Origin of the sequence: Flavobacterium sp. FlaQc-28 (genome assembly GCF_044007415.1) — a bacterium.
Lineage (GTDB): Bacteria > Bacteroidota > Bacteroidia > Flavobacteriales > Flavobacteriaceae > Flavobacterium.
Genome location: NZ_JBIPCM010000001.1, coordinates 482,007 through 505,878 on the forward strand (window position 1 = coordinate 482,007; position 23,872 = coordinate 505,878).

22 protein-coding genes are annotated in these 23,872 nt (G+C 33.8%); 17 read left to right on the top strand and 5 right to left on the bottom strand.

The features are described 5' to 3' along the window. The first annotated feature begins 225 nt into the window (after window positions 1-225). From ACHRVL_RS02050 to ACHRVL_RS02125, 16 genes are all read left to right on the top strand, one after another. Window positions 226-591: an NADH-quinone oxidoreductase subunit A gene (locus ACHRVL_RS02050; protein WP_089053801.1), complete on the top strand. Its 366-nt coding sequence runs from the start codon at window positions 226-228 to the stop codon at window positions 589-591. Between the two features lie 145 nt (window positions 592-736). Next, window positions 737-1,285 (top strand): NADH-quinone oxidoreductase subunit B, encoded by a 549-nt coding sequence (locus ACHRVL_RS02055; protein ID WP_057121621.1) that lies wholly within the window; start codon window positions 737-739, stop codon window positions 1,283-1,285. Window position 1,286: 1 nt separating this feature from the next. Further along, window positions 1,287-1,808: an NADH-quinone oxidoreductase subunit C gene (locus tag ACHRVL_RS02060; protein WP_089059750.1), complete on the top strand. Its 522-nt coding sequence runs from the start codon at window positions 1,287-1,289 to the stop codon at window positions 1,806-1,808. Window positions 1,809-1,829: 21 nt separating this feature from the next. After that, complete coding sequence (locus ACHRVL_RS02065) at window positions 1,830-3,068, top strand: NADH-quinone oxidoreductase subunit D (protein WP_089053691.1); 1,239 nt, start codon at window positions 1,830-1,832, stop codon at window positions 3,066-3,068. Window positions 3,069-3,263: 195 nt separating this feature from the next. Beyond that, complete coding sequence (locus ACHRVL_RS02070; protein ID WP_115887970.1) at window positions 3,264-3,794, top strand: NAD(P)H-dependent oxidoreductase subunit E; 531 nt, start codon at window positions 3,264-3,266, stop codon at window positions 3,792-3,794. 1 nt (window position 3,795) lies between these two features. Next, on the top strand, window positions 3,796-5,166 hold the full coding sequence (gene nuoF / locus ACHRVL_RS02075; protein WP_253786828.1) for an NADH-quinone oxidoreductase subunit NuoF: 1,371 nt from the start codon (window positions 3,796-3,798) through the stop codon (window positions 5,164-5,166). Window positions 5,167-5,259: 93 nt separating this feature from the next. Further along, the gene (locus ACHRVL_RS02080; RefSeq protein ID WP_395409960.1) at window positions 5,260-6,291 is read left to right on the top strand and encodes a 2Fe-2S iron-sulfur cluster-binding protein; all 1,032 of its coding nucleotides are present in this window, start codon (window positions 5,260-5,262) and stop codon (window positions 6,289-6,291) included. Between the two features lie 3 nt (window positions 6,292-6,294). Beyond that, entirely contained in the window at window positions 6,295-7,347 is a 1,053-nt protein-coding gene (nuoH, locus tag ACHRVL_RS02085; protein WP_395409962.1) for an NADH-quinone oxidoreductase subunit NuoH, read from the top strand. Window positions 7,348-7,433: 86 nt separating this feature from the next. Continuing rightward, window positions 7,434-7,979, top strand: coding sequence for a NuoI/complex I 23 kDa subunit family protein (locus tag ACHRVL_RS02090; RefSeq protein WP_395409964.1), 546 nt, complete (start codon window positions 7,434-7,436; stop codon window positions 7,977-7,979). Beyond that, window positions 7,979-8,518, top strand: a complete 540-nt coding sequence (locus ACHRVL_RS02095) for an NADH-quinone oxidoreductase subunit J (protein WP_089053686.1) — start codon at window positions 7,979-7,981, stop codon at window positions 8,516-8,518. Before ACHRVL_RS02090 ends, ACHRVL_RS02095 begins: the two co-directional genes overlap by 1 nt. Then, the gene (nuoK, locus tag ACHRVL_RS02100; RefSeq protein WP_012023318.1) at window positions 8,518-8,838 is read left to right on the top strand and encodes an NADH-quinone oxidoreductase subunit NuoK; all 321 of its coding nucleotides are present in this window, start codon (window positions 8,518-8,520) and stop codon (window positions 8,836-8,838) included. Before ACHRVL_RS02095 ends, nuoK begins: the two co-directional genes overlap by 1 nt. Window positions 8,839-8,845: 7 nt before the next feature. After that, window positions 8,846-10,729 carry an NADH-quinone oxidoreductase subunit L gene (gene nuoL, locus ACHRVL_RS02105; RefSeq protein ID WP_395409966.1) on the top strand — a complete coding sequence of 628 codons (1,884 nt, stop codon included), beginning with the start codon at window positions 8,846-8,848 and terminating at the stop codon, window positions 10,727-10,729. 10 nt (window positions 10,730-10,739) lie between these two features. Beyond that, window positions 10,740-12,179, top strand: a complete 1,440-nt coding sequence (locus tag ACHRVL_RS02110) for a NuoM family protein (RefSeq protein WP_395409969.1) — start codon at window positions 10,740-10,742, stop codon at window positions 12,177-12,179. Window positions 12,180-12,318: 139 nt separating this feature from the next. Continuing rightward, window positions 12,319-13,710, top strand: a complete 1,392-nt coding sequence (locus tag ACHRVL_RS02115; RefSeq protein WP_129052804.1) for an NADH-quinone oxidoreductase subunit N — start codon at window positions 12,319-12,321, stop codon at window positions 13,708-13,710. A gap of 162 nt (window positions 13,711-13,872) precedes the next feature. Next, window positions 13,873-14,646: a Bax inhibitor-1/YccA family protein gene (locus tag ACHRVL_RS02120; RefSeq protein ID WP_395409971.1), complete on the top strand. Its 774-nt coding sequence runs from the start codon at window positions 13,873-13,875 to the stop codon at window positions 14,644-14,646. 549 nt (window positions 14,647-15,195) lie between these two features. Next, entirely contained in the window at window positions 15,196-18,045 is a 2,850-nt protein-coding gene (locus ACHRVL_RS02125; RefSeq protein WP_395409973.1) for a T9SS type A sorting domain-containing protein, read from the top strand. A 62-nt stretch (window positions 18,046-18,107) separates the two neighbouring features. Here the strand turns inward: ACHRVL_RS02125 and ACHRVL_RS02130 are convergent, their stop codons facing one another. From ACHRVL_RS02130 to ACHRVL_RS02150, 5 genes are all read right to left on the bottom strand, one after another. Further along, window positions 18,108-18,512: a hypothetical protein gene (locus tag ACHRVL_RS02130; RefSeq protein ID WP_395409974.1), complete on the bottom strand. Its 405-nt coding sequence runs from the start codon at window positions 18,510-18,512 to the stop codon at window positions 18,108-18,110. Next, complete coding sequence (locus tag ACHRVL_RS02135) at window positions 18,493-19,056, bottom strand: LemA family protein (protein WP_395409976.1); 564 nt, start codon at window positions 19,054-19,056, stop codon at window positions 18,493-18,495. The genes ACHRVL_RS02130 and ACHRVL_RS02135 overlap by 20 nt, the downstream gene beginning before the upstream one ends. A gap of 7 nt (window positions 19,057-19,063) precedes the next feature. Next, window positions 19,064-20,107, bottom strand: a complete 1,044-nt coding sequence (locus ACHRVL_RS02140; protein WP_395409978.1) for a hypothetical protein — start codon at window positions 20,105-20,107, stop codon at window positions 19,064-19,066. A gap of 41 nt (window positions 20,108-20,148) precedes the next feature. Beyond that, complete coding sequence (locus ACHRVL_RS02145; protein ID WP_395409980.1) at window positions 20,149-20,961, bottom strand: leucine-rich repeat domain-containing protein; 813 nt, start codon at window positions 20,959-20,961, stop codon at window positions 20,149-20,151. A 127-nt stretch (window positions 20,962-21,088) separates the two neighbouring features. Then, on the bottom strand, window positions 21,089-22,642 hold the full coding sequence (locus ACHRVL_RS02150) for an aldehyde dehydrogenase family protein (protein WP_395409981.1): 1,554 nt from the start codon (window positions 22,640-22,642) through the stop codon (window positions 21,089-21,091). Window positions 22,643-22,823: 181 nt separating this feature from the next. Between ACHRVL_RS02150 and ACHRVL_RS02155 the strand changes: the two genes are divergently transcribed. Beyond that, window positions 22,824-23,783, top strand: a complete 960-nt coding sequence (locus tag ACHRVL_RS02155) for an MBL fold metallo-hydrolase (protein ID WP_395409983.1) — start codon at window positions 22,824-22,826, stop codon at window positions 23,781-23,783. Window positions 23,784-23,872 lie beyond the last annotated feature (89 nt).

Here is a 23,872-nt window from a genome sequence, read left to right on the forward strand (position 1 = left end):
TTTTTTTTGCCTCTGAATGGTTTTAAAAACGTCTCGATACACATCGAGACGTTTTTTTTTGCTCATTTCTTAAAAAAATATTAAAATTTTAAGACCTTATTTATAATCAATAAAAATTACACCCAAACGTTGTTGCATTGCATACTTATGTCCCCCTTTAGTTTGTGATTTACGTCATTGAAAGTTATCTTTGTGGCTTATTCTTTAAGTAAAAAAGTTAAGCTTATGCAATCTGATCAATACAGTTACATTCCTATTTTAATGCAGTTCATTCTAGCTGTTGGTTTTGTTGTAGGAACAATCATTATTTCTGGAAAATTAGGCCCAAAAAGAACCTCTGAAGTTAAAGATAAAAACTTCGAGTGCGGGATCGAATCTGTTGGTAATGCACGTATTCCTTTTTCAGTAAAATATTTCCTAGTTGCCATCCTGTTTGTATTGTTTGATGTAGAGGTAATTTTTCTTTATCCTTGGGCAGTAAATTTTAAAGAACTTGGTATTGAAGGAATGCTGAAAATGATTGTTTTTATGTCATTGCTTTTAGTTGGTTTTTTCTACATCATCAAAAAGAAAGCTTTAGACTGGGAATAAATGCGATTTTAGATTTCAGTCCCGATAGCTATCGGGATAGATTTGAAAGCTAATTTCTTCAAAATACAATATTGATTTTTTAAAATATTGATTTCGATTTCAAGATTTAAAATCTAAAATCAGAAATCTACAATCTAAAATAAAAATGAGCGATTCAAATGTAAATATGGTTGCGCCACCTGAAGGTGTTGTTGGTGAAGGCTTCTTCGCAACAAAACTAAATGATGTTGTAGGTTTGGCACGCGCGAATTCTCTTTGGCCTTTACCTTTTGCAACTTCATGCTGCGGAATTGAGTTTATGGCAACAATGGCTTCACATTACGATTTAGCACGATTTGGATCTGAGCGTGTGAGTTTCTCTCCTCGTCAAGCAGATATGTTATTAGTAATGGGAACAATTTCAAAAAAAATGGCCCCGATTTTAAGACAAGTTTACGAACAAATGTCTGAACCTCGCTGGGTAATTGCCGTTGGAGCTTGTGCTTCATCGGGTGGTGTTTTCGACACGTACTCAGTTCTGCAAGGAATTGACAAAGTAATCCCGGTTGACGTTTACGTTCCAGGATGTCCTCCAAGACCAGAACAAATCGTTGACGGAGTAATGAGATTACAAGAATTGGTAAAAAGCGAATCTGTTAGACGCAGAAGCTCTCCGGAATACCAAGAATTATTAGCTTCCTATAACATTTCATAAGATGGCTTTAGAAAATACCCTGATTCAAGATAAACTTACAGAAACATTTGATACAAGTGTTTTTAACTTTCAACAAGAAAGAGATATTTTTTCATTAGAAACAACTCCTGAAAAAATCACAGCATTGATCCTTTTCCTGAAAAATGATTCTGACTTACGTTTTCACTTCTTAACAGACTTATGCGGCATTCATTATCCAGACAACGATGCAGATCGTCAATTTGCGATAGTTTATCATTTGCACAACTGGTACGAAAACAAACGTATTAGAATCAAAGTTTACTTGAATGGTGAAAAACCAGAGATCAAAACCGTTTCAAATATTTTCTTGAGTTCAAACTGGATGGAAAGAGAAACATACGATTTCTTCGGAATCAATTTTATTGGTCACCCGCAATTGAAACGTATTTTGAATATGGACGAAATGGTGTCTTTCCCAATGAGAAAAGAATTCCCAATGGAAGACAGCGGAAGAACTGATAAAGACGACAGATTCTTTGGAAGAACAACAACAAATTGCTAAAAAATAATTCAACATTATAAAATGTCAGAACTATTATTACCACCAGAGCATCGTTATGCTAAAATAATTAAGGACAAACTAAACGAAGACGGAAGCGAGCTTTCGGTTCTGAATTTAGGACCAACGCATCCTGCGACTCACGGTATTTTTCAAAACATCCTATTAATGGATGGTGAAAGAATCCTAGAGGCTGAACCAACTATTGGTTACATCCACAGAGCTTTTGAAAAAATTGCTGAGAATCGTCCTTTCTATCAAATCACACCTCTTACAGATCGTATGAACTATTGCTCCTCTCCTATTAACAATATGGGATGGTGGATGACTTTAGAGAAATTACTAAATATTGAAGTTCCTAAAAGAGCACAATACTTAAGAGTTATTGTAATGGAGCTTGCTCGTATTACAGATCACTTAATTTGTAACTCGATTCTAGGAGTAGATACTGGTGCTTATACTGGTTTCTTATACGTTTTTCAATTCAGAGAAAAAGTTTATGAGATCTACGAAGAAATTTGCGGCGCTCGTTTAACAACAAATATGGGAAGAATTGGTGGTTTCGAAAGAGACTGGTCACCAGAAGCTTTTCGCAAACTAGATGTTTTCTTAAAAGATTTTCCTGTTGCTTGGCAAGAGTTTGTTAACTTATTCGAAAGAAACAGAATTTTCCTTGATAGAACTGTAAACGTAGGTGCTATTTCTGCTGAACAAGCAATGGCTTACGGATTTACAGGTCCAAACTTACGTGCTGCCGGAATTGATTATGATGTTCGTGTTGCACAACCTTACTCTTCTTACGAAGACTTCGAATTTAATGTTCCTGTTGGAAAATCAGGCGACACTTACGATCGTTTCTGCGTTCGTAATGCCGAAGTTTGGGAAAGTTTAAGCATTATTCGTCAAGCTTTGGATAAAATGCCGGCTGGAAACGAATACCACGCAGAAGTTCCTGATTATTACCTTCCTCCAAAAGAAGATGTTTACACTTCTATGGAATCTTTAATTTATCACTTTAAGATTGTAATGGGAGAAGTTCCTGTACCAGTTGCAGAAATTTACCACCCTGTTGAAGGAGGAAACGGCGAAATTGGATTCTATTTAGTTACAGACGGAAGCAGAACTCCATATAGATTACATTTCAGAAGACCTTGTTTTATTTATTACCAAGCCTATCCTGAAATGATTAAAGGCTCATTACTTTCTGATGCAATTGTTATCCTTTCGAGTTTAAACGTAATTGCAGGAGAGTTAGACGCCTAACAAATTGTAGATTTTAGATTGTAGATTTTAGATTGCTGATTGAAATGCAGTTTTTAGAATTTAGATTTAAAAATTATAATTAGGAATTGAAAAATTCAGATTGAAGAATCTAAAACTTAAACAAAGATTGCAGAATATGGATTTAAAGACAACAGATTAAAAATCTAAAATCTTAAATCTAAAATCTAAAATAAAATGGAACGTAAACATTACAAACAAGAAATAAATATGACTGAGGCATTGATCGCTCGTATCAATGAATTGATCAGTCATTATCCGGAAGGCAAACAAAAATCGGCTTTACTGCCTGTTTTGCATGAGGTTCAAGATGCACATAACAACTGGTTAAGCATTGAACTGCAAGATAAGGTTGCCGAAATTCTTCAGATAAAACCAATTGAGGTTTATGAAGTGGTTACTTTTTATACCATGTTCAACCAAAAGCCAATTGGAAAATACATGTTTGAATTTTGCCAGACATCTTGTTGTTGTTTAAGCGGTGCCGAAAATTTAATGGATTATACTTCTGAAAAATTAGGCATTAAAATGGGAGAAACAACTCCAGACGGAATGTTTACCATTGCTGGTGTAGAATGTTTAGGTGCTTGCGGATATGCTCCGATGATGCAATTAGGCGATTTCTACAAAGAGAAATTGACAGAAGAAAAAATCGATCAGTTAATCGCTGATTGTAAAGAGGATAAAATAATATTACACGATAAATAAGATGTCACAAAAAATATTATTAGATAAAATCAATATTCCTGGAATTAAAACCTACGAAGTTTATCGTCAAAATGGCGGGTATGCTTCTGTAGAAAAAGCTTTAAAAACACTTACACCAGATGAAGTTACTGAAGAAGTAAAAAAATCAGGTCTTCGTGGTCGTGGTGGCGCGGGTTTCCCTGCCGGAATGAAATGGAGCTTTATTGACAAAAAATCAGGAAAACCAAGACACTTAGTTTGTAACGCCGACGAATCTGAACCGGGAACTTTTAAAGATCGTTATTTGATGGAATATATTCCTCACTTATTGATCGAAGGAATGATCACTTCAAGTTATGCTTTGGGCGCAAACCTTTCGTATATCTACATTCGTGGAGAATATATGTGGGTTTTCAAAATTTTAGAAAGAGCAATCGCCGAAGCTAAAGCTGCAGGCTGGTTAGGAAAAAATATATTAGGTTCAGGTTACGATCTTGAACTTCACGTACACTGTGGAGCTGGAGCTTATATTTGCGGAGAAGAAACTGCACTTATTGAGTCTCTAGAAGGTAAAAGAGGAAATCCTCGTATTAAACCACCTTTCCCAGCAGTTTCAGGACTTTGGGCAAATCCAACAGTGGTAAACAATGTTGAAACTATTGCAACGGTGCCATGGATTGTAAACAATTCTGGTGATGATTATGCAAAAATCGGAATTGGACGTTCAACTGGAACTAAATTAATTTCTGCTTCTGGGCACATCAAAAATCCTGGAGTTTACGAAATTGAATTAGGTTTAAGTGTTGACGAATTCATGAATTCTGATGAATATTTAGGAGGAATGTCTTCAAGTCGTCCATTAAAAGCATTTGTACCGGGAGGTTCTTCTGTGCCGATTTTACCAGCTGAATTGATTTTCAAAACAGCAAACGGAGAAGATCGTTTAATGACTTACGAATCTTTAAGTGATGGTGGTTTTGCTACTGGATCAATGTTAGGATCAGGCGGATTTATTGTTTACAACGATACCGCTTGTGTCGTAAGAAACACTTGGAACTTTGCACGTTTTTACCACCACGAATCTTGCGGACAATGTACACCTTGCCGTGAAGGAACGGGATGGTTAGAAAAAATCTTATGGAGAATCGAAAACGGTCAAGGTCGTGAAGAAGATATCGAATTATTGTGGAGCATTCAGAGTAAAATTGAAGGAAACACAATTTGTCCACTTGGTGACGCTGCTTCTTGGCCAGTAGCTGCTGCAATTCGTCACTTTAGAGATGAATTTGAATATCACGTTCGTTTCCCAGAAAAAATAAAAAATAGAGATCACTTTGTTGCTGAACCTTTTTCACAAGTAAAGCATTTAGTAGGCGGTAAAGTAATCGTATAAAAATAAAAAGCAGAAAGTTATAAAGTTCATAATATTAAAAAGGACAGCAATTCTTTAAAATATTCCGACTTTCAACATTCAAATCATAAAGAGATGAAAGTAACCATAGACGGTCAAAGTATAGACGTAGAACCAGGAACAACGATCCTGCAGGCTGCACGTATGATTGGTGGAGATTTGGTGCCGCCAGCCATGTGCTATTACTCAAAATTAAAAGGCAGCGGTGGAAAATGTCGTTGCTGTTTAGTCGAAGTTTCAAAAGGAAGTGAAGCTGATCCAAGACCAATGCCAAAATTAATGGCATCTTGTGTAACAGGATGTATGGACGGAATGGAAGTAAACAGTAAATCTTCTGCCAGAGTTACCGAAGCACGTAAATCTGTAACAGAATTTTTATTGATCAACCACCCATTAGACTGTCCTATTTGTGATCAAGCTGGTGAATGTGACCTTCAAAATTTAAGTTTTGAGCACGGAAACCCAAAATCACGTTATATTGAAGAAAAAAGAACATTTGAACCAGAAGATATTGGTCCAAATATTCAACTGCATATGAACCGTTGTATTTTATGCCAAAGATGTGTACAAGTTGCAGATCAATTGACAGACAACAGAGTTCACGGAGTATTAGATCGTGGTGATCACGCTAATATTTCAACTGGAATTTCTAAAGCAATCGACAACGAGTTTTCTGGAAATATGATTGACGTTTGTCCAGTTGGAGCTTTAACAGACAAAACTTTCCGTTTTAAATCAAGAGTTTGGTTTAACAAACCTTATAACGCACATAGAGAGTGTACTACTCCTGGATGTTGCGGTAAAACTACAGTTTGGATGTTTGGTGGAGAAATTCAGCGTGTAACTGGTCGCAAAGATGAGTATCATGAAGTTGAAGAATTCATCTGCAACAGCTGTCGTTTTGATCACAAAAACGTTAATGACTGGGTTATTGAAGGACCAAGAGAATTTGAAAAAGATTCTGTTATCAACCAAAATAACTACACTCAAAAATTAGAGAAAGTTGAAATCGATACAGAGAAAAATATTCTTTTGGGTAGAGATATTGACCGCAAAAAAATTAGTATGGCTGCAATTCCATTAAATGCTAATGATAAAAAAGTTTAAGAAATGGAAAGTGCATTTATTATAGAAAAAAGTGTTGTTATTGTTGTCGTTTTTGCGGTAACAATGATTATGGCAATGTACTCTACTTGGGCTGAACGTAAAGTTGCTGCTTTTCTTCAAGACCGTGTTGGTCCAAACCGTGCCGGTTGGGGAGGTTTATTACAGCCGCTTGCCGATGGTATGAAATTATTCTCAAAAGAAGAATTTTTCCCAAACACGCCAAACAAATTTTTATTTGTTGTAGGTCCTGCAATTGCCATGAGTACAGCCTTGATGACAAGTGCTGTAATTCCGTGGGGAGATAAACTACATCTTTTTGGAAGAGATATTTATCTTCAAGCAACTGATGTTAATATTGCTTTATTATACATTTTTGGAGTTCTTTCTGTTGGAGTTTACGGTATCATGATTGGTGGATGGGCTTCAAACAATAAATTCTCATTAATGGGAGCTGTTCGTGCAGCTTCTCAAATGGTTTCTTATGAAGTTGCCATGGGATTATCAATGATTGCTTTATTGATGATGACTGGAACAATGAGTTTAAGAGAAATTTCATTACAGCAGCAAGGAATGAACTGGAATGTTTTTTATCAGCCATTATCATTCTTAATCTTCTTAATTTGTTCATTTGCCGAAACTAACAGAACACCGTTTGACTTAGCAGAATGTGAAAACGAATTAATTGGAGGTTATCATACTGAATATTCATCCATGAAAATGGGATTCTATTTATTTGCTGAATACGCAAGTATGTTTATCTCTGCTACTATTATTTCTGTTTTATTCTTTGGAGGTTACAATTACCCAGGAATGCAGTGGATGGTAGAAAATGTTGGTATTAACACCGCTAATCTTTTAGGAATTGGGGTATTATTTGTAAAAATATGTTTCTTCATATTCTTTTACATGTGGGTACGTTGGACAATTCCAAGATTTAGATATGACCAATTAATGAACTTAGGCTGGAGAATTTTAATTCCGCTTTCGATTATTAATATTATGATTACGGGTGCTGTTATTTTAAGACACGATATCGCAGCAGCTTTAGGATTCTAAGAACCGTAACTGGCTTCAAATAAAAATAAAATAGATTTAAAATTTGATTGATCTCAAATTGAAAATCATAAATCATAGATTAAGAAATGTCAATAGAAACTATATCATTATCGGGTAGAAAAAAAGTGGTCTCTAATAAAGAGATGTCTTTTTTGGAACGATTGTATCTTGTGGCGATTGTAAAAGGTCTTGCTATTACGCTTAAGCACCTTTTTAGAAAAAAAATTACGATTCACTATCCAGAAGAAGTTCGTGAAATGAGTCCAGTTTATCGCGGTCAGCACATGCTGAAACGTGATGAGCAAGGCCGTGAAAATTGTACCGCTTGCGGATTATGTGCTTTATCTTGTCCTGCAGAAGCAATTACAATGAAAGCTGCTGAGCGTAAGCCAAATGAGAAACACTTATACAGAGAAGAAAAATATGCTGAAATCTATGAGATCAATATGCTTCGTTGTATTTTCTGTGGATTGTGTGAAGAAGCTTGCCCGAAAGACGCTATCTATTTGACAACTTCTAAAGTATTAGTTCCGGCTAATTATGACAGAGAAGATTTCATTTTTGGAAAAGACAAATTAGTGATGCCTTTAGAAATGGCTATTAAAAACTCACAATTAAATAACGCTAACTAATGATACATATTCCTGATTTTGCACACGCAACAACTGTACAAATTATATTTTGTTTCTTAGCGTTTATCACCGTAATAACTGCTTTTTTAACCATTTTTAGCAGAAATCCAATTCACTCAGCAATTTACTTAGTGATTTGTTTCTTCTCTATTGCTGGTCATTATTTATTATTAAACTCACAATTTTTAGCAATTGTACATATAATAGTCTATTCTGGAGCAATTATGATTCTGTTCCTGTTTACCATCATGTTGATGAACCTGAACGAGCAGCGAGAAGTTCACCGACCAAGAATCACACGTTTGGGAGCTATTGTTTCTTTCTGTTTGATTTGCGTGGTTTTAATTGCAATATTCATTAACTCTAAACCAATTGTTGGTGAATATGATTCAACTGGAGAGGATTTCCAATCTATTAAAGTATTGGGTAAAATATTGTTGAACGAATATATGGTGCCATTTGAATTTGCTTCAATTTTACTTTTGGTTGCGATGATTGGAACTGTATTATTGTCTAAAAAAGAAAAATTAAATAAATAATGGGTAATATATTAAATCAAATAGGTATTGAAAATTACATCTTTTTAAGTGTTGTACTTTTTTGTATTGGTGTTTTTGGTGTATTGTACAGACGAAACTCTATTATCGTTTTCATGTCTATCGAAATCATGTTGAATGCAGTAAACCTTTTATTTGTGGCTTTTTCAACTTATCATCAAGATGCACAAGGACAAGTTTTTGTATTCTTTTCGATGGCTGTTGCTGCAGCTGAAGTTGCAGTAGGATTGGCTATTCTTGTTTCGATTTTTAGAAACATTGGCTCAATTAGTATCGATAATTTAAAAAATTTAAAAGGATAAAATAGAAATGGATACCAATTTAGCTTTAGTTTTAGTTTTAGCTCCTTTTTTAGGATTTTTAATTAATGTTTTCTTTGGGAAAAGCTTAGGAAAAACAGTTTCCGGATTTATCGGAACTGCTGCCGTGGCTGTTTCTTTTATAGTTACTCTTGTTCTTTTTAATCAAATAACTTCAACTGGAAAAGCAATTGAGGTTACTTTATTTGATTGGATTCAAATTAGTAATATAAAAATCAATCTTGGATTTTTATTAGATCAATTATCTGTTCTTTGGTTGCTTTTCGTAACCGGAATTGGATCTTTGATTCACTTATACTCTATCAGTTACATGCATGACGATGAGAATATGCACAAATTCTTTGCGTATTTAAATCTGTTCGTATTCTTTATGATTACTCTTGTAATTGGAAGCAACTTATTAGTTTTATTTATCGGTTGGGAAGGTGTTGGACTTTGCTCTTATTTATTAATCGGATTTTGGCACAAAAACCAAGATTACAACGATGCAGCAAAGAAAGCTTTCATTATGAATAGAATTGGAGATTTAGGTCTTTTAATTGGTATGTTCATCATTGGTTCAATGTTCTCTACTTTAGATTACACCACTTTAAAAACTGCAATCGCTGGAACAGCAGATTTAAACTTACCATTACTTTCTTTAGCAGCTTTATGTCTGTTTATTGGAGCTTGTGGTAAATCTGCACAGATTCCATTGTATACTTGGTTACCAGATGCGATGGCTGGACCAACTCCGGTTTCTGCATTAATTCACGCTGCTACGATGGTAACAGCAGGTATTTTTATGGTAACAAGATTAAACTTTGTTTTTGATCTTGCAACAGATGTACAAAACGTAATTGCCATTATAGGAGCAATAACTTCATTAGTTGCTGCTACAATTGGTTTAGTTCAAACAGATATTAAAAAAGTATTAGCTTACTCTACTGTTTCACAATTAGGATTAATGTTTTTAGCATTAGGATTTGGAGCTTACGAAGTAGCTGTATTTCACGTAATCACTCACGCTTTCTTCAAAGCTTGTTTATTCTTAGGATCAGGTTCTGTTATTCACGGTTTACATGGTGAGCAGGATATGCGTAAAATGGGTGGTTTGCGTAAAGCAATGCCAATTACTTTCTGGACGATGTTGATTTCTTCATTAGCCATTTCAGGAGTTCCATTTTTCTCAGGTTTCTTCTCAAAGGATGAAATCTTAATGACGGCTTTCCACCACAGCATTCCATTATACGTTGTTGGATCTATTGCTTCAATCATGACCGCTTTCTATATGTTCCGTTTAATGTTCTTAACTTTCTTTAAAGAATTTAGAGGAACTGAAGAGCAAAAACATCATTTACACGAAAGTGGTTCATTAATTACTATTCCTCTTATCATCTTAGCTATTTTAGCAACTTTTGGCGGATTAATCAGTTTACCTGGAAACAGCTGGTTAAATGAATACCTTGCTCCTCTTTTCACAAAAGCTGCTGGCGAAGAACATCATTTAGGGCCAACAGAATACACTTTAATGGGTGTTGCTGTATTAGGCGGATTATTAGGAATTATAATTGCTTACGTAAAATACTTTAAACAAGATAATGTTCCTGAAACTGATGAAAACATTACAGGTTTAACAAAAGTGTTATACAACAAATATTATGTTGATGAAGCTTACGATGCGATATTTGTTCGCTCTATAAACGGATTATCAAGATTCTTTAGAGATTATATCGAAACTGGTTTATCGGCACTTGTTTTCGGATTAGGAAAAATAGCAAATGAATTAGCTTTTCAGGGTAAAAAACTGCAGACTGGAAGTATCGGATTATATCTTTTTGCTTTCGTTTTAGGTCTTTGCGCAATTGTTTCTTATTTATTTTTAGCTCAATAATTTTATAACTATGAACGTTTCTCTTATATTAATTATTCTTTTAGTTGGTGCATTTATCACCTATTTTGCAGGTGACAAACTCGCTTCAAAAGTAGCTTTGTTCTTTAGTTTGGCAGCTTTAGGCTGTTCGGTTGTATTGTTAAACCATTTTAATGCTGGTGAAAATATCAGCCTTATCAATGCTTGGATTACACAACCTAAAATTTCATTCGCTTTAAATGCTGATGGATTAGCAATTGCAATGCTTTTATTGACAACAGCTTTGACTCCAATTATTATATTTTCTTCTTTTGGAAATGAATATAAAAATTCAAAAGCCTTTTATTCTTTGATCTTATTCATGGCATTTGCAATGACAGGAACTTTCTTGGCAGCAGATGGTCTTTTATACTATATTTTCTGGGAGCTAGCTCTTATTCCTATTTACTTTATTGCTCTTATTTGGGGTAATGGCGATGCTGAAGAAAGAAGAAAAGCGGTTGTAAAATTCTTTATTTACACACTTGCAGGTTCTTTATTCATGTTGACTGCTTTTATCTATTTATATCAAAAAGCAGGCAGCTTCTTAATCGAAGATTTATACAAAGTAGAATTATCAGCTTGCGAGCAATTCTGGATTTTCTTGGCATTCTTCTTAGCTTATGCTATCAAAATTCCAATTATTCCTTTCCACACATGGCAGGCAAATGTGTACCAAAAAGCACCAACAGTTGGAACAATGCTTTTATCTGGTATCATGTTAAAAATGGGATTGTACAGTGTAATTCGTTGGCAATTGCCACTTGCACCTCTTGCCGCAAAAGAATATATGAATATTTTTATTGCTTTAGGAATTGCTGGAGTTATCTACGGTTCAATAGTAGCATTAAGACAAAAAGATTTAAAGAAATTATTGGCGTATTCATCTCTAGCTCACGTTGGATTAATTGCTGCAGGAACTTACACTTTAACTATTGATGGTTTTAGAGGTGCTGTTATGCAAATGATCGCTCACGGTTTTGTTGTAGTTGGATTATTTTTTGCTGCAGAAATTATCTACAGAAGATTTGAAACTAGAGAAATCAGCGAATTAGGAGGAATCCGTACGCAATCTCCAAAATTCACTTCAATGTTTTTAATTTTGGTTTTAGCTTCTGTTGCTTTGCCAACTACTTTTAACTTTGTTGGAGAATTTACAGTATTATACAGTTTATCTCAAATTAATATTTGGTTTGCTGTTTTAGGCGGAACAACGATTATTTTAGGAGCTTACTATATGCTCAAAATGTTTCAAAATGTAATGTTGGGCGAAACCAATTCAAGAACTTTTGCAGATGTTTCTGTAAACGAAGGAATTTCGATGGTAGCAATTATTGCTGTATTAATTTTCTTTGGATTTTATCCAAAACCTATTACAGATTTGATTACACCAAGTTTAGAAACGATTTTAAACGTTATCAATAAAAACTAAGATTTTAGAATGCAGATTAACGAATTTTGATTTCAGATTTATCCGAAACTAAAAGAATTAAAATGCTGAAGAAAATAAAAATATATTTTAAATAAAATAAATTAGGGCGTTTTAGATTTCCTAAATCAAAAAAACAAAAATGAATACATTAATAGCTATAACAGGATTGGGTATTTTTTGCCTATTGTTTGAAATTCTAAATTTTAGAAAAGGCATTGTTCCGTTTACCATTGTTGGTTTATTGGGCGTTTTGGCACTTAACTTTTACGAATTTGGATCAACAGCAAGTTATTACAATAATATGATTGCAGTAGATAAATTCTCAACTGCCTTTTCATCATTATTTATTATTCTGACTATTTTCCTTGTAGCATTAAGTCATAATTTTTACGAAAATCATCAATCTAAAATTTCTGATTTCATTGCTATAAAAATCTTCTTATTGGCTGGAGCCGTTGCGATGGTTTCTTTTGGAAACTTAGCAATGTTTTTCCTTGGAATCGAAATTTTATCTATCGCGTTATATGTTCTTGCAGCGAGCGATCGTTTGAATATTAAAAGTAATGAAGCAGGTATGAAATATTTCCTTATGGGATCTTTTGCATCTGGAATTATTTTATTTGGAATTTGTTTGATTTACGGAGCAATGGGAACATTTGATGTTACCGAAATTCACGAAAGTTCTTTATCTGCCGAGCTTCCAATCTGGTTTCCAATCGGAATGGTTTTAATGATAATTGGAATGTTTTTTAAAATTGCTGCAGTTCCGTTTCACTTTTGGGCACCAGACGTTTACGAAGGTTCTCCAGCTTTAACAACGGCTTTAATGAGTACTTTGGCAAAAGTTGTAGCGATTGCAACTCTTTATAAATTAGTTGCTGGACTAAATTTAATTCCATCTTTAGAGAATCAAGAACTTTTAGGAACATTTGAAAATATCATTGTAATTATTTCAATTGCTTCTATGACTGTTGGAAACATAATGGCATTACGTCAAGTAAATGTAAAACGTATGCTGGCATTTTCAGGAATCTCACACGCAGGTTTCATGTTAATGACGTTCTTATCTATTGCAACATCAGCAGGTACTTTATTGTATTATACATCAGCTTATGCTTTAGCAGGAATCGCTGCTTTCAGTGTGATTTTATATGTATGTAAAAATCAAGATAACGAAGATATTACGAACTTCCATGGACTTGGAAAAACAAATCCATTATTGGCTGCAATCTTAACTGGTTCGCTATTATCTATGGCTGGTATTCCAATCTTCTCTGGATTCTTCGCAAAATTATTCTTATTCAATCAAACGATTCAAGCAGGATATATTGCTTTAGTTATTGTAGCAGTAATTAACTCAATTATAAGTGTTGGATATTATTTCAAACTTATTTTAGCTATGTATTCTAAAGAACCTAATGAAAAACGTACAGGAAAACCATTTCTTATTTATGCAGTTGCAGTTGTTTCAATTGTTTTAAATATTGTTTTAGGGTTATTTCCTTCATTAGTTTTAGATTTATTGAATTAAAATTTACTTCAAAATAAATACAAGTCCATCAAGATTTTTTGATGGACTTTTTTGTTTATAGCCGCTTTTTATAGAAGAGAAAATCATGTTAAAAATTTAACTCAAACCGCCACACGTCGAAAAAACTCCATATATTTGGGTTCAATTAAATGTATTAAAACTATGGCCTTCAATTCAAACAATCCATTTTTAAGCAACAAGCGTTTTTCATCAAATGCTACTTCAAGAGCTGAAGAAGTACACGAAGCAAAAATTATTGATTACAATCAGGAAATGACTTTGTCTGGTACTATTAATAAAACAGCTATTCTATTTTTAATATTATGCGCATCATCTATGATTACATGGTGGATGGCATTTAACGGAATGAATCCAATGCTGCCTGCAATTGGCGGTGCAATTGTTGGATTAATTTTAGTTGTTATTTCTGCTTTTAAACCACAAGCTTCTCCATACTTAGCTCCTGGATATGCCCTTTTTGAAGGTTTATTTATTGGAGGAATATCTGCAATTTTTGAATTAAAATATCCAGGAATCGTTGTTAATGCAGTTGGCGCAACTCTTGTAACCTTTCTAGTTTGTTTAGGATTATATAAATTCAGAATTGTTAAAGTTACAGAGCAGTTCAAATCCGTTGTTGTTGCATCGACATTAGCAATCGCAACTTATTATTTAATTTCGTGGGTCGTTTCAATGTTTACAAGCTGGACTCCTGTACATCATGGAAATTCTATGATGAGTATCGGAATTAGTGTTTTTGTAATTGTTATCGCTGCTCTAAACTTATTTTTAGATTTTGATCAAATCGAAAAAGGAGTACAACAAAGAATGCCAAAATACATGGAATGGTTTGGCGCAATGGGACTAATGATTACTTTAGTTTGGTTGTATATTGAGTTTTTAAGATTACTATCGAAACTATCTAGTAAAGACTAAATACTAGTTTTACCATATTCTAAAAGCCTTTTTGATAATCAAAAAGGCTTTTTTTATGTCTATACATTTCAAAAAACAGAAGAACATACTAACACATTTACAACTTCATTTTTACCCTACTCTATTTTAATTTTAAGAGCAAAATAAATATCACAAGTAGTTTTTTTCCGCATTTATCAATCCTTTTGATTTTTATTTTCCTCACAAAAGTAATCCTTTTCTTTCTTTAACAAATTTGCCAAAAAAATTTAAAAATCTAAAAAAAGATACCTCACAAAAATTTCAAGAAGCACTTGTACTTTTAAAAAAGTAATAAAAATAAGACTTAACGAAAGATTTAAATATTATGTAATAAGTTACAATTAATGCAATTTATTACACAATAAAAAACTAAACTACAAAAATTTTAAACTATATTTTTTTTTACTACTAAAAAATTAAGAATAACAAAATTTTATATATTTTTGTGCAATCGATTACAATTTATTATTGTTAGAGATAATTAAAACCACTTAATAATTATTAACTAATTTTTTAACCCAAACTATTATGAAAAAAAACCTACTTTTCTTAACCGTTTTCCTTGTTACCGTGCAAATATGGGCACAGCAAGTTCAAATCACAGAAGCCTCTGGATGGCTTGAAACCGCCTTTGTAAAATGGCAGCCAGTCAGCGGCGCTCAAACCTACAATGTTTACTATTCTGGGAACGGTCTTACTGACCAAAAAATTGATGATCAATTGGTCCGCAGCTACGGAACTTATTTTCGTGCAGACATTCCTGGTTTGAAAGCAGGAAGTTACACCGTTAAAGTAAAACCAGTAATTTCTGGTACCGAAGGTTCAGGTTCAACAACAAGCTCTCTAAGTGTTTTAGCACAAGATCGAAACGGATTTGCATTTGAAAGCGGTAGAGTTCCCGGAGGATATAAAACTGATGGAACGCCAAAAGATAATGCTGTAATTCTATACATTACACAAAACACAAAAAACACCATTTCGATGAATATTACAGGCGCCAGTGCAAATCCGTGCGTTGGTTTACAAAATATTCTATATGCCATCAAAAAAGGAAAAGACACTCGCCCATTTATCATTAGATTAATTGGTAATATAACGGATATGACTGTTATGGAAGGCGGAGACATCGTAATTGAAAATGCCAACAATGCATCGAGTTACATCACTTTTGAAGGAATAGGAACAGATGCTGTAGCAAATGGATGGGGAGTTCGATTAAAATCTGCTTCAAATGTTGAAGTCAATAATATTGGCTTCATGAATTGCAACAGTACTGCTGGAGATAATGTTGGAATGCAGCAGGATAATGACCATATTTGGGTTCACAACTGCGATTTATTTTACGGAAATGCAGGAAGCGATGCCGATCAAATAAAAGGAGATGGGGCATTAGACAATAAATCTTCCACATATATTACTTTATCCTACAATCACTTTTGGGACAATGGAAAAGCAAGTTTATTAGGTTTAAGCGAAGGAACCACAACTGGTTTATACATCACCTATCACCACAACTGGTTTGATCATTCTGATTCTCGTCATCCGCGAGTTCGTTATTATTCAGCTCACATTTATAATAATTATTACGACGGCGTTTCAAAATATGGTGCAGGATCAACTTTGGGTTCGTCGCTATTTGTAGAGGGAAACTATTACCGCAATAGTAAACACCCAATGATGACCTCACTGCAAGGTTCTGACATTTGGGATGAAACGAATCAAGTGAATAATGCTGGAACAATGGGAACATTTTCTGGAGAAGCAGGAGGTTCGATCAAAGCTTTTAACAATACTTTTGATGCTTCAAACGGAACAAACAATATGCGATTTGTAGCTTACAATGATCCGAATCCTTTATACAATATTTCAGGGAAAATCAGCTCTGCTACAGATTTTGATGCCTATTTAGCAACTACAAGAAGCGAAACCGTAAGCAGCAGTGTAAAATCAAAATCAGGTGCAAACATCTATAACAACTTTGATACCGATGCTGCTTTATATGTAAAAAATCTCGTGCCAGATCAACCTGCAGCGGCAAAAACAAAAGTAACGCAATATGCAGGACGCGTTTCTGGCGGGGATTTAAAATGGGTATTTGACAATAGTGTAGATGATACTTCGTCACTTGTTATTACAGCTCTAAAAACAACATTGACAAATTATACTGGCACTTTAGTTGCAGTACAAGGCGAAGGGAATCCTCCTGCAACTGCACAAACATTAACCTCAACAACAAACAATAATCAAACGGTAACAAGCGGCACAGCGATTAGCAGTATTGTTTTTACTTGGAGCGGAGACGCAACGGATGCAGCCGTTACAGGATTGCCTGCTTCGGGAATCAGCTTTGTAAAAAATACAACGGCGAAAACAATAACAATTTCAGGAACCCCAACTGCAACAGTATCATATTCAATTGCTACTTCAGGAACTGGAACGCCGGCAACGGATTCAGGAACAATTACAGTTAATCCAGCTGGAACACAAACTTTAACTTCAACTAATAATAACAGTCAAAATGTTAACAGCGGAACTGCAATAAATGCAATTGTATTTACTTGGGGCGGAACTGCAACTGATGCAACTGTTACAGGATTACCTGCTTCTGGAATTAGTTTTGTAAAAAACACAACTGCTAAAACTATAACAATATCTGGGACACCTACTACAACTCTATCCTATTCTATCACAACTGTTGGAACAGGAAATACTGTAACAAATTCAGGAACTATAACTGTAACGACAAGCACTCCAAGTGGAGACGAAATACACAATTTTACTGCTTCGGGTAAAACAAGCAGTTTTTACAGTATAACTGGAAATCTTTCGACAACAAAAGGAACTGTAACCTACAACGGTTTGACCCTAACTCAGTGTTTAAAAATAGAATCGTCAACAAATATTTCTTTTACAACTGCTCAAGCCAGTACTTTAACACTTGTATTAATTGAACCGTCAGCTGTTATAAAAGTTGACAATGTTGATAGAACCGCTTCAAACGGAATTGTAACGGTTTCGCTAGCTGCAGGCAGTCACACCATTACAAAAAAAGATACGGCAAACCTTTTTTATATGAGTACTGCTTACAGCGGTTCAACGGCTAGAATTGCGCAGACTGAATCTATAACCGAAACAGTTGCAGAGGCAGAAAACACGCAAGCAATTTTGTATCCAAACCCAACAACTGGAACTTTGTATTTATCAGATCCAAACTTGACAGTCGAAAAAATCCTTATTTATAATATCCCTGGATTTCTTGTAAAAACGGCACAAAAAGGAAGCGAAAGCATCGATTTAAACGCTTTAACTACCGGCACTTATTTAGCTAAAATATACACAGCAGATGGTTCTTATAATCAAACTATTATTAAAAAATAATTTATAAAATTAAAGGCTTCCAAATATTTGGAAGCCTTTTTTATTTTCATTCAAATTATAATTTATCTTTTTCTGTTTCTAAATTCTTCTTGCTCGCTTACTTTATTAAACTCCCTAAAAAAACTTTTAATAATTTCTAAATTAAACATAACAAAAAGAAACATTCCTATAAAAATGGTGATCCAACAGTATAAAATTTTTACTGGTGAAATATCATTAGCTACAACATAAAATACAATTGTAGGCAAAATAGAAACCAATATTGTAAGTCCCAAAGACAACATTAACGGACTTATAAAATAGCTGTTAACAGCCCCAAAACCAAGCTTTCTAATTATGAAAGCTGTAAATGTTAAAGCTGTTAAACCAAACATAATACCGCCAAAACCATAAAGAAGCACTGTGTCATTCAGACTGTTAATTTCGTTCTCGTAACCAAAAAAAGTATTAAAGTTGAACTCCATCATATTTCTTATCTTCTGGTGCAACATCAAATAAAGTCTGTGTTTTATAACCAATTAATTTAGCTAAAATAAAATTAGGAAACTCTTGGATTCCTACGTTATACAAATTTACACTATCGTTAAAAAACTCTCGTCGGTCAGCGATTTTATCCTCCATTTGAGAAACTCTTTTTTGCAATTCTAAAAAGTTACTGTTAGATAACAATGTTGGGTAATTCTCAGAAACGGAAAAAATACTTTTTAATGATTTCGAAAATTCGTTTGCATTATCAATCTTTTCTTCGACCGTTTTAGCATTCAAAAAATCTGTTCTTAATTTGGTCAAATTAGTAAGCATTGCCGTTTCGTGTTCTGTAAATTTAGACACAATTTTCACCAATTCCGGCACTTCTTCTGCACGCTGCATCAGGATAACATCAATATTTCTAAATGCTTTTTCATTATTATTTTTCAGCATAACCAGCTTATTGTAAATTCTGATAAAAAAATTAAAAAATACAATGATTAGAATTATTCCGATAAGTAAGGCAATGTTTTGAACAGTCATATTTTCTTTAATTTAAAATAATATAGATGATTATAAGTGAGATGAAAAACAAAACGGTTAAAAAAGAATCGAGCAGCGGTTTGTATTTATTTCTAAATGAAATACTCCTTGGAACGGCAATTCCAAAAATAGTATCTGCACTGTCTTTTTTTATTAATACATTCCCATTATCTGAAGCAGCGTAACCTATAAGAAGCATATAATCATCACTTTTCAAGTACGTTTCAGTATATCTGGTTTTTCCTCCAGACTGATTGTCAATTCTATCAAAATAGTATTCTAATCCCTCGCCATCTACCGTAACAGAACCCGTTTCATCTTTAATTTTAAACTTTCCCGTTTTTACTTCGCTGAAAATAGTTGAATATGTCGTTCTGCCATCATCATCTCTCGGACTTTCTTTTTCTATTTTATACGAATAACCAATACACGGTTTTTTGAAATAAGGTGAAATTATGGGCTCGATTTCTTCTAAATCTCCTTCAATTTCAACTAAACCCATAGCAATTGCATCTATTTTTGATGTTGGCAAAATAGACTGCATTTTATAAAATTTGCTTTTACTGCTTGGAAAAAATATTGAACTAACAAGTATAAATCCAGGAATAATTAAAAACAGAAGCTTCAAATTCTCAGTTACAGCCAGCCCATAAAAAGCTCCAACAATACAAGCTAAAACAAAGAATCCAAGAAGTTTATCCTTTAATTTCGTTTTTGGAATATTGTGAATCCTATTAAATTTTTCTCTATCTATCTTTTCTTGTTTGCTGCTTTTTATCCCAGAATAAATCATTCCGATAATTCCGAATAGAAAAACAGAAACAAACAAAAATAATATAACCGCAAATGGATATCCGGGATCTATTAAAAAACTTAAACCTACCATAAGCGGACATACAACAAAAAACAGCCAATTGGGGAACTTCAGATCAAAAAGCCCTGAAAAAATTACGGTTTGAAATAAAGCAACACCCATGCTGAAAAGCATTAAAAAAACAACCAATCCTGCATCGGCTTCATTTTGAGTAAGAAATGTAAAAAATTCGTTCATATTTACAATGCTATAATTTGGATATTCTTTTAACGAATTACTTAAAATACAATTTCAACTTCTTTAGAAAGCAGTTTTCTTAAGCGATTTCTTTCTAAATCTGAAATTGGATTATGGCTTAAATCCAGACCTATCAATTTGTGCAATTTATTGATATCGTTTGGAATTTCACTAATTTCGTTATGACTTAAAACTAAGAATTTCAAATTCTTAAACTGTAAAATCTCCTCTGGAAATTTACTTAATTTATTCTTTGACAAATCGAGTTCAATAACTAATTGCGGCTTTAACTTTGCCTCTGCCAAATCATAAAAAGTCGATTTTTCTTTTTTCTTATCCTCTTTATCTCTCACCAAGAAACCAAAACCAATTACACTGAGTACGGCAACAAAAAAAATACATAAAAGAGCCGGCCACACAGGATCTTCGTTTTTTTCTGCTGTAAAAAGTCTCAAATAAATATAATAGGTCATTCCAAAAAACAATACCAAAAACAGTCCTAAGAGTATTAAATAAAGAATGTACTTAAAGATAGTGAAAATAACTTTTTTAACGCCGGATGTGTTTTTTGCAGTTACAAAGTATATAACCAAAGCCAACACAAAAGCCCAAAAAATGACCAGTCCAACTTTCGCTGCAACATTTCCGTTTTCAATAATTGAAAAAGTAAAAAAAGTTGGAAACATAAGAACAAACCAAATAATCAACCCTGCAAATCCAATTGAAAGACAACCTGGTTTGTTCTTTTTATCATACGATTTAAGCCCAAAATAAGCCAATAAAAAAGATAAAAAGAGCACTCCAATAAATCCGTATCCGAAAGGTGTAAGTCCTGCTAAAAAAAATAAAGGCATTTTATTGAATTATATATTACTCATTTGTATCAAATACAAATCTAAATAAATTACTACAAATTCAATACAAAAAAACCGCTTCTTCCAAAAATTGAAAAAAGCGGTTAATTACTAAATTCTCTATCTTTTACAAGTCAAATTTAATTCCTTGCGCCAATGGCAGACTAGTTGTATAATTTATTGTATTGGTTTGACGGCGCATATAAATTTTCCACGCATCAGAGCCAGATTCACGACCGCCGCCTGTTTCCTTTTCACCGCCAAAAGCACCGCCAATTTCAGCACCCGAAGTTCCGATATTTACATTTGCAATTCCACAGTCAGAACCTACAACAGATAAAAATCTTTCCGCTTCGCGCAGATTATTAGTCATAATTGCCGATGATAATCCTTGTGCAACACCATTTTGAATTTCGATTGCAGCATCAACATCTCCAGAATATTTAATCAAATATAAAACTGGAGCAAAGGTTTCGTGTTGTACAATTTCAAATGAATTTTTAGCTTCGGCAATTGCAGGCTTAACATAACAGCCGCTTTCGTAACCTTCGCCAGAAAGCACTCCGCCTTCAACAAGAATTTTACCGCCTTCAGCAACTACTTTATTTAAAGCAAGCGCATACATTTCGACAGCATGTAAATCGATAAGCGGTCCAACATGATTATTTTCGTTAAGCGGATTTCCAATTCGCAATTGTTTGTAAGCTGTTACCAATGCATCTTTTACTTTATCATAAATACTTTCGTGGATAATCAATCTTCGAGTAGATGTGCAACGTTGCCCTGCAGTTCCAACAGCGCCAAAAACAGCACCAATAACTGTCATTTTAATATCGGCATCTGGAGTTACGATAATAGCGTTATTCCCTCCTAGTTCTAACAATGATTTTCCTAAACGACCTGCAACAGTCTGCGCTACAATTTTTCCCATTCGTGTAGAGCCAGTCGCAGATACTAACGGAATGCGAGTATCTTTTGTCATCAGCTCTCCTATTTTATAATCGCCATTTATCAAACAAGAAATTCCTTCTGGAAGATTATTCTCTTTAATAACCTGAGCAATTATATTTTGGCAGGCAATACCACAAAGTGGCGTTTTCTCTGAAGGTTTCCAAACGCAAACATCACCAGAAATCCAAGCCAAAGCCGTATTCCAAGACCAAACTGCAACCGGAAAATTAAACGCCGAAATAATTCCCACAACTCCCAATGAGTGGTATTGTTCGTACATACGATGTCCTGGTCTTTCAGAATGCATCGTTAATCCGTGTAACTGGCGTGATAATCCAACTGCAAAATCACAGATATCAATCATTTCCTGAACTTCTCCATAACCTTCCTGCAAAGATTTCCCCATTTCGTATGAAACCAATTTACCAAGAGCCTCTTTATTTTCACGCAATTTTTGCCCAAACTGACGTACAATTTCTCCACGCTGCGGCGCAGGAATTAAACGAAATGTTTTGAAAGCTTCAATTGCAGATTGCATTACTTTTTCATAATCTTCAAGTGTAGAAGTCTTTACAGATGCAATTAATTTTCCGTCAACAGGAGAAAAACTATCTAAAATCTCTCCTGATGAGAAATTTTCTATTCCAGTAGAAGTTCCCTCATTTACTTGTTTTATCCCTAGCTTTTCAAGCGCTTCATTTATGCCAAATTGTGATGCTATTGTTGTCATTGTAACTTTTTTAGTTAAAATTGTTATATTAATACGTAAAGATATTGTTTTAAAATTACTTTCTAATAAATCAGAATAGTTAAAATCAGAGTAAATTTAAGGCTATTTAATAGTAATAACAGAATCAAAGCCTGCTTTATTCACTAAATTTGATGAAATTTGCTTTTCTAAAATAAAAAACATGAATCTTTTTAAACGTCTTTTACTCTGCCTTATATTAGTTACATTAAATGCCTTTTCTCAAAAAGATCAAAAATCTTCGTTTCAAGTCGTTCCATTGGGTGTAAAAGGCGGAATTGACGAAAAGAATCTTTCTGCTTATTTGCTTGCTCCTCTACATACAAACGACTTTATCTGTCTAGATGCCGGAACAATAAATGCCGGAATTGAAAAAGCTATTGAAAATAAAGTTTTCAAAGTTTCAACGAGCGAAGTTTTGCGAAAATATATAAAAGGATATTTTATTTCACATGCCCATTTAGATCACGTTTCGGGATTAATCATAAATTCTCCTGCAGATTCTTCTAAGACAGTTTATGCAGCTGAAAAATGTATGGAAATGATGGAGAATCATTATTTCAACGATCAAACCTGGGCAAATTTTGGTGATAAAGGTCCAGGAACTCCGTTGAAAAAATATCATTTTCAGACTTTAAAAATTAATCTGGAAACACCAATTACGAACACTCAAATGACGGTAAAAGCTTTCCCGCTGAGTCATGTGAATCCGTTTGAGAGTACTGCATTTTTAATAAAAAATGGAGATTCGTACGCTTTATATTTAGGGGATACGGGACCTGATGCCGTAGAAAAAAGTGACAATCTTAAAAATTTATGGACAGCTGTTGCTCCTCTTGTCCAAAACAAGCAATTGAAAGGAATTTTTATTGAAGTTTCTTTTCCAAACGAACAGCCTGATCAATTTTTGTTTGGACATTTAACTCCCAATTATCTAATGAAAGAGCTTCATGTTTTAGAAGAATTAGCAGGAAAAGGAAGTCTAAAAGGTTTCAACATTATTATTACACATTTGAAACCGCCGACTAAGAATATTGTGAAACTAAAAGAGCAAATTAAAAATCAAAATGACTTAGGAGTGAAAGTTATTTATCCTGAACAAGGGAAAAGGTTTGAGCTATAATTTTTTTGCCACAGATTAAATGGATTTTAAAATATAGTCTTGTCATATATTCCAAACCCGACAGATTTTTAAAACTTGTCGAGTTTGAT

Bases quoted from the DNA above. Each gene is read 5' to 3' on its own strand.
- ACHRVL_RS02120 (WP_395409971.1), top strand. From the start codon at position 13,873: ATGGCCTTCAATTCAAACAATCCATTTTTAAGCAACAAGCGTTTTTCA.
- ACHRVL_RS02150 (WP_395409981.1), bottom strand. From the start codon at position 22,642: ATGACAACAATAGCATCACAATTTGGCATAAATGAAGCGCTTGAAAAG.
- ACHRVL_RS02125 (WP_395409973.1), top strand. From the start codon at position 15,196: ATGAAAAAAAACCTACTTTTCTTAACCGTTTTCCTTGTTACCGTGCAA.
- ACHRVL_RS02090 (WP_395409964.1), top strand. From the start codon at position 7,434: ATGTCAATAGAAACTATATCATTATCGGGTAGAAAAAAAGTGGTCTCT.
- ACHRVL_RS02155 (WP_395409983.1), top strand. From the start codon at position 22,824: ATGAATCTTTTTAAACGTCTTTTACTCTGCCTTATATTAGTTACATTA.
- ACHRVL_RS02130 (WP_395409974.1), bottom strand. From the start codon at position 18,512: ATGATGGAGTTCAACTTTAATACTTTTTTTGGTTACGAGAACGAAATT.
- ACHRVL_RS02060 (WP_089059750.1), top strand. From the start codon at position 1,287: ATGGCTTTAGAAAATACCCTGATTCAAGATAAACTTACAGAAACATTT.
- nuoH (WP_395409962.1), top strand. From the start codon at position 6,295: ATGGAAAGTGCATTTATTATAGAAAAAAGTGTTGTTATTGTTGTCGTT.
- ACHRVL_RS02135 (WP_395409976.1), bottom strand. From the start codon at position 19,056: ATGACTGTTCAAAACATTGCCTTACTTATCGGAATAATTCTAATCATT.
- nuoK (WP_012023318.1), top strand. From the start codon at position 8,518: ATGGGTAATATATTAAATCAAATAGGTATTGAAAATTACATCTTTTTA.
- nuoF (WP_253786828.1), top strand. From the start codon at position 3,796: ATGTCACAAAAAATATTATTAGATAAAATCAATATTCCTGGAATTAAA.
- ACHRVL_RS02095 (WP_089053686.1), top strand. From the start codon at position 7,979: ATGATACATATTCCTGATTTTGCACACGCAACAACTGTACAAATTATA.
- ACHRVL_RS02110 (WP_395409969.1), top strand. From the start codon at position 10,740: ATGAACGTTTCTCTTATATTAATTATTCTTTTAGTTGGTGCATTTATC.
- ACHRVL_RS02140 (WP_395409978.1), bottom strand. From the start codon at position 20,107: ATGAACGAATTTTTTACATTTCTTACTCAAAATGAAGCCGATGCAGGA.
- ACHRVL_RS02065 (WP_089053691.1), top strand. From the start codon at position 1,830: ATGTCAGAACTATTATTACCACCAGAGCATCGTTATGCTAAAATAATT.
- ACHRVL_RS02050 (WP_089053801.1), top strand. From the start codon at position 226: ATGCAATCTGATCAATACAGTTACATTCCTATTTTAATGCAGTTCATT.
- nuoL (WP_395409966.1), top strand. From the start codon at position 8,846: ATGGATACCAATTTAGCTTTAGTTTTAGTTTTAGCTCCTTTTTTAGGA.
- ACHRVL_RS02055 (WP_057121621.1), top strand. From the start codon at position 737: ATGAGCGATTCAAATGTAAATATGGTTGCGCCACCTGAAGGTGTTGTT.
- ACHRVL_RS02080 (WP_395409960.1), top strand. From the start codon at position 5,260: ATGAAAGTAACCATAGACGGTCAAAGTATAGACGTAGAACCAGGAACA.
- ACHRVL_RS02070 (WP_115887970.1), top strand. From the start codon at position 3,264: ATGGAACGTAAACATTACAAACAAGAAATAAATATGACTGAGGCATTG.
- ACHRVL_RS02115 (WP_129052804.1), top strand. From the start codon at position 12,319: ATGAATACATTAATAGCTATAACAGGATTGGGTATTTTTTGCCTATTG.
- ACHRVL_RS02145 (WP_395409980.1), bottom strand. From the start codon at position 20,961: ATGCCTTTATTTTTTTTAGCAGGACTTACACCTTTCGGATACGGATTT.